The following is a 12,570-nucleotide window of genomic DNA, read 5'->3' as shown; positions in this document are numbered from 1 at the left end:
TGCCGCCACTGCCCAACATGGACTGGATGCTCAACGAGCTCGAGACCAGCGTCCCGTACGTGCGACACGTGGTCGTGCTGTCGTCAGACGGCCTGTGCATCGGTCAAGCGAACACGGAGCCCGACACCGCCGACGCGATCGCCGCCGCCTGCTCGGGCATCCAGAGCCTGGCGAAGGCCATCGCGCAGAAGTTCCCGCACGGAAACGGCTCGACCCACATGGTCGGGATCGAAGTGGACGGCGGGTACTTCTCCCTCATGGCGGCCGGACCCGGGGCCTATCTCGCGGTGCTGGCCGATGCGGAGGTGGACGCGGGGTTGCTGGGCGACCGCATGCGGACGCTGGTGATCCGGATCGGCCAGCACATGACCAGCCCGCCTCGTGATGACATCGGGCAGGCAACGTGACGTCACACGACCAGCATCCATGGGACGAAGGCACTCCGGTGCCGCTTTACGTCATCTCCGGTGGCCCGGGTTCCTCGGCCAAAGCCTTCAACCTGGTCACCCTCGTCGCGTCGCGGGCGGCACCCGAACCCGGTATGCAGCCCGAGCAGGCGGCCATTCTCGCCATGTGCCAGTACCCGCTGTCGGTGGCCGAGATCTCCGCGTACCTCAGTCTGCCGTTCAGCGTCATCACGGTGCTGCTCTCCAAACTCGTGGACCAGGAGCGGGTCGAGGCCACTGCTCCCGTTCCCGTCGCGGCGGTCCCCGAACTCGGCCTTCTGGAGGCGGTGATCCATGGACTACGCAGGCTCTGACGCCGCAGTCGGCCCCCGCCGCTCGGACGTGCTGCTGCCGCACGGCGCCAGAGGCGTCAAGGTCGTGATCGTAGGCGGGTTCGGGGTGGGCAAGACCACCATGGTCGGGGCGGTGAGCGAGATCCCGCCCCTGACCACCGAAGAGACCATGACGCAGGCCGGCGAGGGAATCGACACGAATCCCGGTGCGGAGGGCAAGCACACCACGACCGTCGCCCTCGACTTCGGCCGCATCAGCATCAACGAGGAGCTGATCCTCTACCTCTTCGGGACGCCCGGACAGGAACGCTTCTGGTTCCTCTGGAACGGCATCTTCGAAGGCGCCCTCGGTGCCGTGGTCCTCGTCGACACCCGCAGGATCGAAGTCTGCTTCGAGATCATCACCCGCCTGGAGGACCGCCGGGTCCCCTTCGTCGTGGCCGTCAACTCTTTCCCGGAGGCGCCGCAGCATCCGCTACCAGCCCTGCGCGCTGCTCTGGCGCTCAACGAATCGGTGCCCATCGTCACCTGTGACGCACGCGAGCGGTCGTCCAGCCGCGACGCGCTGCTCTCGCTGATGGGCTACCTGTGCACTCTCGCCGCCGCTCAGGAGTCCGTATGACCGTCCCTCCCGCCGACCACACCACCACGCAGCCAGGGCTCGTCCCGCCCCCGGGCTGCCCGGCCCACACCGCCACGGGACTCGACGCGGTGACCCCCCTCTGGGGCCCCGCGGCCGAGACCGACCCCATGGGCCTGTACGAGAAGCTGCGCGCCGCCCACGGCGCGGTGGCGCCCGTCCTGCTCGACGGGGACGTACGGGCCTGGCTCGTCCTGGGATACCTCGAGAACCGTGATGTGGCCAGCCGTTCCACCCAGTTCTCCCGCGACCCCCGCACCTGGCACGGCTGGAAGAGCGGCGAGATCGACGCCGCCACCTCGCCGCTGATGCCGATGATCGGCTGGCGACCCGACTGCGTCTGCGCGGACGGCGAAGAGCACCAGCGCCTGCGCGGCGCGGTCACGGCCAGTCTCGACCAGTTCGACCAGCGCGGGATCCGCCGCCACATCGTGCGCTTCGCACACCAGTTGGTCGACGAGTTCTGCGAAGCGGGCAGGGCGGAGCTGGTCGGGCAGTTCACCGAGCACCTGCCCATGCTCGTTCTCACCCACCTGCTCGGGATGCCGGACGAGTACGGTCCCAGGCTCGTGCACGCCGCCCGGGACCTCTTCAAGGGCACCGAAACGTCGCTCGCGAGCAACGCCTACGTGCTGGAGACCCTCGAACAGCTCGTCGTCGACAAGCGCGCCCGGCCCGGCAAGGACATCGCCTCCGTGCTGATGGCCCACCCGGCCGGCCTCACCGACGAGGAGGTGCAGCACCACCTGCGCCTCATCCTGCTCGCGGGCTACGAGACGACCGCGAACCTCATGTCCAACGTGCTGCGCATGGTGGTCACCGACCCGCGGTTCCGCGGGTCGCTGGCCGGCGGCCAGATGACCTTGCCCGAGGCGGTGGAGCAGGTCCTCTGGGACGAGCCGCCGCTGATGGTGTGCCCGGGCCGCTGGGCCACCGGTGACACCACCCTCGGGGGGCAGGAGATCAAGGCCGGGGACATGCTCCTGCTGGGCCTGGCCGCCGGGAACGTCGACCAGACGGTCCGCCCGGACCCCACGACCCGCGTGCACCACAACCGCGCGCACCTGTCGTTCAGCGCCGGTGCCCATGAGTGCCCCGGCCAGGACATCGGCCGTGTCATCGCCGACGCCGGCGTCGACATCCTGCTGACCCGGCTGCCCGACATCAGCCTGGCGGTGCCCGAGGAAGAGCTCACCTGGCGCTCATCCACCTGGTCGCGGCACCTGACGGCGCTGCCCGTGAAGTTCGCGTACCGCAGTCCGGAGGCGCATGACGTGCTGCCCCCGCTGCCGGTCGCGCCCCCGCCGAGCAGCGGCGTTCCGATGGCGCCCGCCTGGCCGGCGTACGAGGTCGAGTCGGCGCGCCCGACGGAACCCACCACCTCGTGGTGGACGCGGCTGAGGCGGTTCCTGCGCAGGGAGTAGGGGGTGCGGCCGGGTCCTTATGCGTGCGTCGGCGTGGTGCGGCCCGAGGGGGCCGGGACGTACCGCGCGGCGGCGGACAGCGCGGCAGGGGGCAGCGCGGCGGGGGAAGTCGTTTGCGCCGGGAAGGGACCGTCTGCCGGCGCGTAGCGGAGCGCCCCGGTGTACCAGGCGTGGAGGCCGGACAGGAAACTGCGAGCCCCCCGCAGCCACGCGTCCAGCTCGATCCGTGCGGCGTGGTTCAGCCCGGCCCGCTGGACGACCGGGGGCAGCTCGTTCCGTATGAGGTGCTCGAAGTGGCGCAGTCGGGCGGTCACCAGATCGGCGGCCGCGTCCATCGCCTCCTGGACGGTGAGGTGCAGGGCGCTCTGGAGGACGACGACGAGGTTGTTGACGTCGTGTTCGTCGTGGACTTCCCGCTGGTAGGAGGCGATGTCGTTCGCCATTCCCATGTAGTCCATGAAGGCGTCCAGCAGTGCCCCGAAGGCCCGGCTGTGCCGGATCTGCTCGGGTATCCGTGCGCCGGTGGCGAGTTCCACGGAGTACGGGGCCGTGTACGCGGCGAAGCTTTCGCGGCGGAACTGGGCGTACTCGACGAGGTCCGGGACACGGCCGACGCGGCTGTTGGCCAGTTCCTGGACTCCCGCGTCGATGTACCGGGCCAGGGCGCGGTTGAGCCCCCGCCGCCAGTGCGCCATTTTCGGGGGGAACAGCCGTTGCTGGAGGTCGGCCATGCCCTCTTCGACGGCATTGGCGGGCGCCGGCAACCGGGCGCCCGGTTCTGTCGGCAGGAAGGCGTGGAGGCGGGCGGTGAAGGCGTGCGCGCCGGTGAGGTCGCCCGTCCGTTTGAAGGCGGAGGCGAAGTAGTCGTCCCAGGCCAGGGCCCAGAGGTTGAACCGGTGATTGAGCCGGAGGTCGGTCAGTGAGGCGTCGGGCAGGGCCCAGGCGGTGAGCTGGTCGACGGCCATGGCGTGGAACTGCGAGGAGGTCCAGATCGGCCGGTGGGCCGACGGACGTCCGGCGGCGGCCAGCATGCCCATGTCCCGCGCCCACGTCGCGCTCTCCTCGCGCAGGGCCGGCAGGTGCCGGTTCACCCGCACCGGATACGGCATCGGCAGTACGGGCAGCTTGATCGCCTGGACTGTCATGAGATCCCCCTCACTGCTGCCACGGGGACCGACGCCGGCCCCATCCCGCCCTCTGGTGCTCCAAAACGTGCGCCCGCCCCGGCCAATCCGCAACCCCCCGTGGCCGTTCTCGGCCCCCGATTACGGCTGGTTTGCGGGGAATGGAACGATCCTTCTGGGTCAATTTGGCTCAAATTCGATCCCAAAGCGCGCCATGATCCACCAAGGAGCGCCAGTCGGCATGCGCGGCCCGGCCGGCCGCATCCGCGGAAGGCCCCGGGGGCCACCCGGACTGCGCGCGGCCCGGCGCGGACCTACGCTGAACGGGTGAGACCGGCCGCCCCGGAGCCCGACGGCGACGCCCGATGCCGTCCGGGGGCGGCCAGCGGAGGTGATGCGCGATGTCCGCACCCCGGTCAGCCGCGGCCCGCTGCGCGGCCGCCGGCACCGCCTGTCTGGTGATGTTCACGGGCGCGGGAGCCGCCCGGGCCGATGACAACGGCATCGCCGACAAGAGCGCCCCGGCCATCGCGGACGCGGCTCGCAAGGCCATGTCGGAGGTCACGTCCATGCGCATGGTGGCCACGGTGAAGGACAGCTCGGGCACCACCTCTCTGGACCTGCGGTTCGACGAGCGGGGCAACTGCGTCGGCTCCGTCGCGCCTCCCGGGAAGTCGGGCAAGGCCGACATCGTCAAACGCGGCAAGGACGTGTGGATGAAGCTCGACGAGGACATTCTGCGCGCCCAGGTACCCGGCGATGCGGCCGAGGACGCGATCGCGCTCATCAATGGCCGGTACCTGCACGGCACTACGGGCAGCCCGCTGCTGCGCGACTTCGCCGAATTCTGCGACCTGGGGTTCTTCAAGAAGGAGTTCTCCTCGAAGCCGGTGAACGAGCAGTTGGACAAGGGGGCGCGCACCACCGTCGACGGCCGTCCGGCCATCACGGTCAGCAGCCGGCACGCGGGCGAGACGGGCACCTTCCAGGTCTCGACCGAAGACGAGCCGTACCTCCTGCGGATCCAGGGCACCGATCAGCCCGGCGAGCAACTGGAAGCCACTTTCTCGGCCTTCGACGAACCCGTCGTGGCCAAGCCGCCCGCTCCCGCCGACTCGGTCGACCTGTCCCAGCTCCAGTAGCACGCAGCCGCCCGGCGTCACGTCGGGGCCTCGTGCTCCCCGCAGGACGCGCGAAAGGGAACAATCATGATCACCACTGACTTCGCCCCCGGGTCCCCTTGCTGGATCGACCTCGGCTCCCCCGACGTACGCGCCGCCGCGGCCTTCTACGGCGCCGTACTCGGCTGGGACTACGAGTCCATGGGCGAGGGCGAGGACATGGAAGGCGGCATGTTCCGGAAGGACGGCAAGGTCGTGGCCGGGCTCGGCAAGCTCACCGAGGAGGGAGCGCGCTCGGCTTGGATGATCTACTTCAACGTCTCCGACGCCGACGAAACGACCCGGGCCGTCGAGCGCGCCGGCGGCACGGTGCGCGTCGCGACGAGGGACCTGGACGAATGGGGCCGGATGGCGCAGTTCAACGACCCGCTGGGGGGCCAGTTCGCCGTGTGGCAGCCGGGAACGACCAAGGGCATGGAGCTGGCGGACGAGCCGGGCTCGCTGTCCTGGACGGAGCTGTACACGAGCGACGCGGCGGCCGCCAAGGAGTTCTACGGCGGTGTCTTCGGCTGGCGGTTCAGCGACACGGAGCTGCCGGGCGGCGGGGGCACCTACACCCTCATCACCCCCTCCGGGCTTCCCGAGGAGCGCATGCACGGCGGCCTGATGGAGATGCCCGCGGAGAACCTCGCCCTGGCGAGCGGGCGGCCGTACTGGCACCCGGTCTTCGCCGTCGGCGACTGCGACGCCGCGGTCGCCAAGGTCACCGAGAACGGTGGCAGCGTGCAGATGGGGCCGGCGGACGCCGAGGGCGTCGGGCGACTGGCCGTCTGCCTCGACCCGGCGAACGCGGACTTCGTGGTGCTGGCTCCGGCCGGGGGCTGAGGGCCGACCCGCTCGATGGGTGTCTCGACGCGTGTGAGGTGCAGTCGACTTCTCGGTGGATGGTGCGGCGGCGGCTCGTGAGGACAGAGGTCCGAAAGAGCCGCCGCTCCCGTGCCAGGGGCTGGCTACCGTGAATCGCTGACTCACCCCAGAGGAGAACACTGTGCCCCATGCGGAGTGGATCACCGTCACCGCCATCGGCGGTATGGCCCTGGTCTTCGTGACCGGCACCGCCCTCACCGTGCTGTTCCGCCGCATCGGGCAGCCCGCGGTGGTGGGCGAGATCACCGCCGGGATCTGTCTCGGGCCCAGCCTGCTGGGGCTGCTGCCCGGGGACCTGCCCTCCCAGCTCTTCCCGGAGGAGATACGCCCGCACCTGGGTGTGATCGCCCAAGTCGGCCTGCTCCTCTTCATGTTCACCATCGGCTGGGAGTTCGACACGCGCTCCTTCAAGGGGCACATGGGCTCCACCGGGGCGATCTGGATCAGCTCGATCGCCCTGCCGATGGTCCTGGGCGTCGGCCTCGCCTGGATGATCTACGAATCGCACGACGTGGTGAAGGGGCACACCGTGCCCTTCGCCGAGTTCGCGCTCTATCTCGGCGTCGCCATGTCGATCACGGCCTTCCCCGTGCTCGCCCGCATCATCTCCGAACACAACCTGCAGTCCACCCGCACCGGCGTGCTCGCCCTGGGTCTCGCCGCCGTGGACGACGTGCTGGCCTGGTGCATGCTCGCCGTGGTCGTCGCCATGACGAACGCCACCGGCACGGCCGGATTCGTGGGCGTGATGGGCTGGTCCGCGGTCTACCTCGTGGTGATGCTGTGGCTGGTGCGCCCCGCGCTCGCCGCGGTGACCGACCGGCTGCGCCCCGACCACGGTCCGTACCTGGCGGTGCTCGTGGCAGGCGGCGCGTTCACCTCGGCGGTGGTCACCTCGCACATCGGCATCCACGCCATCTTCGGTGCCTTCATGTTCGGTCTGGTGATGCCGCGGCGCGGCGACGGTCTGCTGCATCGGGCCGCGGGTGTCCCCATCGAGACCGTGGGCAAGGTCCTGATGCCGGTCTTCTTCGTCGTCACCGGCCTCTCGGTGGACCTCACCTCGCTGTCCATGACCGGCTTCCTGCAGGCCGGGGCGATCATCGCCGTGGCCTGCCTCGGCAAGCTCGGCGGCGTCGCGCTGTCGGCCCGCCTGACCGGAATGGGGTGGCGGGACTCCACCGCGCTCGGCGTGCTGATGAACACCCGTGGGCTGACCGAACTGGTCATTCTCAACGTGGGCTTGAGCATGGGGCTGCTGACCGTGCAGCTGTTCTCGTCGATGGTGCTGATGGCCCTGATCACCACGGCCATCGCGGCGCCCCTCCTCAACGTCCTGCTGCCGAAGCCCGCCGCGCCGTCGCCCGCTCCGGCGATGGCCGGGGCCTCCTCGTCCTGAGCGCCTCCTCGTCCTGAGGGTCCGCGCCACACCCCCTCAAGGGCCGCGGCGCACCCGGGCGAGGACGAGGACCGTGTCGTCGGCCGGCGGCACGGGGAGCAGGCGTGCGAGCACGTGGTCCGCCATTTCCTCCAACGGGCCCGGGGCGCTGCCCAGTTCGGCGCGCAGGGCGCGCAGGCCGCCCTCGATGTCCCGGCCGCGCGCCTCGATGAGGCCGTCGGTGTACAGGGCGAGGGTGGCGTTCTCGGGCAGTTCGGTCTCGATCGTCCGGAAGGGGCAGCCGCCGACGCCGAGAGGGACTCCGAGGACGTCGTCGATGCTCTCCACCGTGCCGTCCGGCCGCAGTACCAGGGGTGGCGGGTGGCCGGCGCTGGCGATGCGGGCGCGTCCGCTGTCCGGGTCGTAGACGATGTACAGGCACGTCGCCAGCTCGATGCCGGCCTCCTGGGCGCACGCGTCGAGCTCGACGAGCAGGTCGGCGGGTTCGATGTCGTGCCTGGCCAGGGCCTTGGTGGTGATGCGCAGGCGGCCCATGGCGGCCGCGGCCCGCACCCCGTGCCCCATCACGTCGCCCACCACGAGCACGACCCGGCCGTCCGGCAGACTGATCACGTCGTACCAGTCCCCGCCGACCTCGGTGATCCGGCTGCCGGGCACGTACCGGTGGGCGACGTCCACGTACGGGCTGGTCGCCAGCGCGCTGGGCAGCAAAGCCCGTTGCAGGGTGAGGGCGATGTCCTGGACGCGGCTGTACAGACGGGCGTTGTCCAGGCAGATGGCGGCCCGTGAGGCGAGCTCTCCGGCGAGGCTGACGTCGTCCTCGGTGAAGGCCGGCCGGCCCGCGGACCGGCCGAACATGGCGATGCCCTGCACGGTGCCCCTGGCGATGAGCGGGGCGACGAGGACGCAGGCCAGCCCGCTCTCGACCAGGAGGCGCGCGCGTGACTCGATGAGGACGGTCCGGGCCAGGAAGGCGTCGTTGACCACGGCGGAGATCGCACGGCCGGTGCGCAGCATGTCGTGGATGACGGAGCCGGGTGGGTACCGCACCGTCTCCACCCCGCTCACGAGTTCGGTGGCCGGGGGCGGCAGGATCGTGCCGGAGGCGATCCTGCGGGTGATCAGCGGTCGCTCGGGGTCAAAGTCCGCCGCCTCGTCCATCCACTCCACGACCTCGACCACGGCGCCGTCGCAGAAGTCCGGCATCGCCGCGTCGACCAGCTCCTGGGCCGTGACGTTCACGTCCAGGGTGGTTCCGATGCGCGTGGAGGCCCCGTCCAGCAGCGCCAGGCGTCGACGGCTGGCGGTGGCTTCCAGAATGGCCTGTTCCCGGTCCGTCACGTCCACCATCAGCCCGCCCACTCCGGGGCGCGAGCCGACGGCCCGGCTCAGGGGGAAGAAGCTCACGGACCGTACCTGGTCCCTGTCCGGATGCCCGCGCGGGCGCATGCCCACCAGGGTCCCGACGACCGGCGCTCCACCGAGGGCCACGTCGCTGAGCATGCGCCGGAACTCGCCGTCGTCGGACACGATCATGACTTCGTCCGTGCGGCGCCCGAGGTGCGCCTCGATCGCAAGGCCGTCCATGTCGGCGAGCGCCTGGTTGAGGTGGACGTAGCGGAGGTCCGAATCGAGCATGACCAGTCCGATGGGGCAGGTTTCGAAGAGGGCGTCGAGGAAGGCGAGGTTGGTCTTGACCCGGTCCAGCTCGTCGCTACGGCTCGCCAGGACCATCACCACCGAAGGCCCTGCGGCGCCGGTCACGGAGAAGACCCTGAAGCCGCAGTCGAAGACGGTGCCGTCGCGGTGCCGTGCCGCCAGCCTGCCCCTCCAGTAGCCCTGGGTGCGCCCGCGCTCCGTCAGCCGGGCGCACGCGTCGGAGGGGTCCGGGGGCCCGGGGGCGAAGAGGAGGGCGCCGGGCCGGGCCAGGACGGCCGAGGCGTCGTATCCGAAGAGCTCCCGCGCGCCGGGCCCCCAGTAGCAGAGGCGGTCGTCCTCGTCGATGCCGAAGACGGCCACGGGCACGTGTTCGAGCAGCGTTCCCGGCTCGGACCAGAACGGGCCGTGAGCCTCCGCGCCCCCCGGCCGAGCCGATGGCACGAGAGTCCCCTTCCCGTCCGCCGTTGCGTCCGGCGTCCCGTCCGCCGTTCCGTCCGGCGTCCCGTCCGCCGTTCCGTGCCTCCATTATGCGGAGACCTCGGGCGGCGCGCGGCGGGACGGTGTGGCCGGGAACATTCGGTCACGACATCAGCACGCTCCGACACCACGGGAGCCTCGGGAACGCCGCCCCGGCCCGGGTCGATCACCGGGGGCCCGGGCACACATTCGACCCTTCCCGGCCATGCACCACTTCTCGGCCTAAGGGCTGCCCCGTAATCCCCGGTGGATCAGCGTGCGGCGTCGGATGCGGTGCCTCGCAAGGCGGAGGAGCGTCCTCATACTGGGCGTATGGGGGCGTTCCGACAACGCGGCGAGGCGCCGTAGCCGGCGTCGCGCGCCCGCCGGGGATTACGGGACAGCCCTTAGGCTGGGGGGATGAGTGACAGCACGCTTGAGCGCAACAAGGCGGCGGCCCTGGCGTTCTACGACTTGATGTTCAACCAGTGCCGCCCGGCAGAGGCCATCGAGAGGTACGCGGGCGCCACCTACATCCAGCACAACCCGCACGTCGGCGACGGCAAGCAGGCATTCATCGAGTACTTCGAGCGAATGGCCGGCGAGTACCCGGGCAAGCGGGTGGAGTTCAAGCGTGTGTTCGCCGACGGCGACCACGTGATCCTGCACTGCCGCCAGGTGTGGCCCGACGAGGAGTACGCCGGCATCGACATCTTCCGCTTCGACGACAACGGCAAGGTCGTCGAGCACTGGGACGTGCTACAGGTCGTTCCGGCCACGTCCAAGAACGACAACACCCTCTTCTAGCCACGCTCCGCCGCGGACCGAACGGGCACGTGACGCCCTACTCCTTTGCTACTTCCTCCTTGCTACTTCTGAGTCACCCCCCTGGTCATGTAGCGTCCCGACCCGCTTGATCCGCTCAGGCGCCCCCGACCCCGATGAGGACTCATGACCGCCATATCCGACGCCACCACCGCCGCCGTCCCGAGACGGCGATGCCGTCCGGACACCGCCCCCGGCGCCCTCCCGGGGTCCGCTCCCATGAGCGGCACCGATCCCTCGTCCGCCCGGGGGAAGCCATCTCGGACAACGGATGGAGGAGCGCTGGCCCCTTGAGGTTCCGGATCAATCGCTCGAACAGCACATCCGCCCGCCCGTCACCGCAGGACCCGCCGCCAGCGCCGGCCTTCCACGCCGTCGAGCCACAACCCGAGGCCGTGGAGCCACCTCTGTCGGCCCGCGAGGTCGACCTCCTTCGCGCCTCCGTCGCGGTGGTCGAGCCGCTTGCCGCAGACATGACGGTGTACTTCTACGCGATCCTGTTCGCCCGCTACCCCCAGGTCCGTCCGATGTTCCCGCCGGAGATGGACGCCCAGCGCGGGCGGCTGCTGCGCGCACTGCTGCGCATCGTGGACCTGGTCGACGACCCCGAGAGCCTGGTTCGCTTCTGTGGCCATCTCGGGCGCGACCACCGCAAGTTCGGCACGCTCGGCGCGCACTTCCCGGCCGTGGGAGAGTGCCTCCTCGCCTCGCTCGCCCGTTACGCCGGCCCCGCGTGGACCGAGGACGTCGCCGCCGCGTGGACCAAGGCGTACGGCACGGTCGCCCAAGTCATGATCAGTGCCGCCCAAGAGGACGAGGCGGTACGGCCCGCCGTGTGGCCCGCCACGGTGGTGCACCACGTCTCGCACGGACACGGCATCGCCGAGATCACCGTACGTCCCCACCTGCCCTACGCGTACGCCGCCGGACAGTACGTGAGCGTCGAGACCCCGTGGTACCCGAAGCATTGGCGCTACTACTCCCCCGCCCACGCGCCCCGGGAGGACGGCAGCCTCACCTTCCACGTGCGGGCGGTGGCCGGCGGCTCGGTCAGCAACGCCCTGGTGCACCGCGCCGCGGTGGGCGACGTGGTCCATCTGGGAGCCCCGATGGGTGACATGGTGCTGGACGCCGCCGTCCACAGCGATCTGCTCTGCGTGGCCGGCGGCACCGGTCTCGCCCCGATCCGCGCGCTCGTCGAAGAAGTGGCCCGCCGCGGCGGGCGCCATCAGGTGGACCTGTTCCTCGGCGCCCGCACCGGCGGCGAGCTCTACGGGGTGGACGACATGCTCCGGATGGCTCAGCGCCACCACTGGCTGAGCATCAGGGGCGCGGTCTCCCACGAATACGTCCCCGGAATCCGGGGGTCTCTGCCCGAGGTGCTCGCCGAGTACGGACCGTGGTACCAGCACGACGTCTTTCTCAGCGGTCCGGCCCCCATGGTCGTCTCCGCCAGCGAGACGCTCACGCTCGGCGGCACCTTGCCCGACCGCATCCATCACGACCCGTTCGAGACGCCCGTCCTGTCCCGCCCCTGAGCCACGCGCTCACCCGTCCTGCCAGGAGAACGCCCGTGACCATGCCCCGGCCGCCCTTTGGATCAGCAGGTGAACACCACCTGCAGCAGCAACTGGGCACCGCCGAGCGCGCCGCCCGGTTCTACGACCAACAGGTGCGTCCCTGCCTCACACCCGAGATGCGCGACTTCATAGGCCGCCAGACCATGGTCTTCCTGGCCACCGCCGACTCCCACGGTGAATGCGACGCGAGCTTCCGGGCGGGGCCGCCGGGCTTCGTCCACGTGATCGACGACCATACGCTCGCCTACCCCGAGTTCCGTGGGAACGGTGTGCTCGCCAGCGCCGGCAACATGACGGAGAACCCGCACCTGGGCATGCTGTTCGTGGACTTCACCCACCACCACGTGGGCCTCCACGTCAACGGCGTGTCCCGGCTCTTCAGCGACACGGACCTGCGTTCCCTCCATCCCAGCCTGCCCACCGACGTCGCGCCGGGACGCGATCCCGAGCTGTGGGTCCGTCTGAGCGTCGAAGAGGCCTACATCCACTGCTCCAAGTACATCCCCCACCTGGAACCGGCTCCCCGTCCCGCCGGCCATGACGCGGCGCGCCCCAAGGACGCGAGCTATTTCACGGGCCTCGCCACGGCGCCGGGTCAGCGCTCCGGGGGCGGGGTCTTGCGATCCTGACCGTGGGCCGGGGCGGATGGCGCCCGGCCGCGGAGAGGATGTGGTGC

Annotated in this window: 12 protein-coding genes; 10 read left to right on the top strand and 2 right to left on the bottom strand. The window is 70.6% G+C overall.

From position 1 onward, the window contains the following. The first annotated feature begins 17 nt into the window (after positions 1-17). Genes AC07DU_RS31820 through AC07DU_RS31805 form a run of 4 tightly spaced genes read left to right on the top strand, consistent with a single transcriptional unit; the run spans position 18 to position 2,803 of the window. The gene (locus AC07DU_RS31820) at positions 18-407 is read left to right on the top strand and encodes a roadblock/LC7 domain-containing protein (protein WP_360893566.1); all 390 of its coding nucleotides are present in this window, start codon (positions 18-20) and stop codon (positions 405-407) included. 38 nt (positions 408-445) lie between these two features. After that, complete coding sequence (locus AC07DU_RS31815; RefSeq protein WP_360893569.1) at positions 446-760, top strand: DUF742 domain-containing protein; 315 nt, start codon at positions 446-448, stop codon at positions 758-760. Further along, on the top strand, positions 741-1,361 hold the full coding sequence (locus AC07DU_RS31810; protein WP_479115251.1) for a GTP-binding protein: 621 nt from the start codon (positions 741-743) through the stop codon (positions 1,359-1,361). Before AC07DU_RS31815 ends, AC07DU_RS31810 begins: the two co-directional genes overlap by 20 nt. Further along, positions 1,358-2,803, top strand: coding sequence for a cytochrome P450 (locus tag AC07DU_RS31805; RefSeq protein ID WP_479115249.1), 1,446 nt, complete (start codon positions 1,358-1,360; stop codon positions 2,801-2,803). The genes AC07DU_RS31810 and AC07DU_RS31805 overlap by 4 nt, the downstream gene beginning before the upstream one ends. A 17-nt stretch (positions 2,804-2,820) precedes the next feature. Here AC07DU_RS31805 and AC07DU_RS31800 read toward each other — a convergent pair whose 3' ends face one another. After that, a complete protein-coding gene (locus AC07DU_RS31800; protein ID WP_479115247.1) occupies positions 2,821-3,948 on the bottom strand; it encodes a terpene synthase family protein in 1,128 nt (375 codons plus the stop codon). A 380-nt stretch (positions 3,949-4,328) separates the two neighbouring features. Between AC07DU_RS31800 and AC07DU_RS31795 the strand changes: the two genes are divergently transcribed. The 3 genes from AC07DU_RS31795 to AC07DU_RS31785 all read left to right on the top strand — a co-directional run bounded on the left by AC07DU_RS31795 (position 4,329) and on the right by AC07DU_RS31785 (position 7,374). Continuing rightward, complete coding sequence (locus AC07DU_RS31795; RefSeq protein WP_479115245.1) at positions 4,329-5,069, top strand: hypothetical protein; 741 nt, start codon at positions 4,329-4,331, stop codon at positions 5,067-5,069. A gap of 66 nt (positions 5,070-5,135) precedes the next feature. Further along, on the top strand, positions 5,136-5,933 hold the full coding sequence (locus AC07DU_RS31790) for a VOC family protein (protein ID WP_479115243.1): 798 nt from the start codon (positions 5,136-5,138) through the stop codon (positions 5,931-5,933). Positions 5,934-6,096: 163 nt separating this feature from the next. Further along, positions 6,097-7,374: a cation:proton antiporter gene (locus AC07DU_RS31785; RefSeq protein ID WP_479115241.1), complete on the top strand. Its 1,278-nt coding sequence runs from the start codon at positions 6,097-6,099 to the stop codon at positions 7,372-7,374. Positions 7,375-7,410: 36 nt separating this feature from the next. On the opposite strand, the gene AC07DU_RS31780 is transcribed toward AC07DU_RS31785, so the two are convergent. Continuing rightward, positions 7,411-9,474, bottom strand: coding sequence for a SpoIIE family protein phosphatase (locus AC07DU_RS31780; protein WP_479115239.1), 2,064 nt, complete (start codon positions 9,472-9,474; stop codon positions 7,411-7,413). Between the two features lie 435 nt (positions 9,475-9,909). On the opposite strand from AC07DU_RS31780, the gene AC07DU_RS31775 reads away from it, so the two are divergent. From AC07DU_RS31775 to AC07DU_RS31765, 3 genes are all read left to right on the top strand, one after another. Continuing rightward, positions 9,910-10,296: a nuclear transport factor 2 family protein gene (locus AC07DU_RS31775; RefSeq protein WP_360893592.1), complete on the top strand. Its 387-nt coding sequence runs from the start codon at positions 9,910-9,912 to the stop codon at positions 10,294-10,296. Between the two features lie 413 nt (positions 10,297-10,709). Further along, positions 10,710-11,852, top strand: a complete 1,143-nt coding sequence (locus tag AC07DU_RS31770) for a globin domain-containing protein (RefSeq protein WP_479115237.1) — start codon at positions 10,710-10,712, stop codon at positions 11,850-11,852. 41 nt (positions 11,853-11,893) lie between these two features. Continuing rightward, complete coding sequence (locus AC07DU_RS31765; protein ID WP_479115274.1) at positions 11,894-12,523, top strand: pyridoxamine 5'-phosphate oxidase family protein; 630 nt, start codon at positions 11,894-11,896, stop codon at positions 12,521-12,523. Positions 12,524-12,570 lie beyond the last annotated feature (47 nt).

This window comes from Streptomyces sp. NPDC045695 (genome assembly GCF_056432025.1).
Note: the sequence above shows the minus strand (reverse complement) of the source record. Positions and strands in the feature narration are given on the sequence as shown.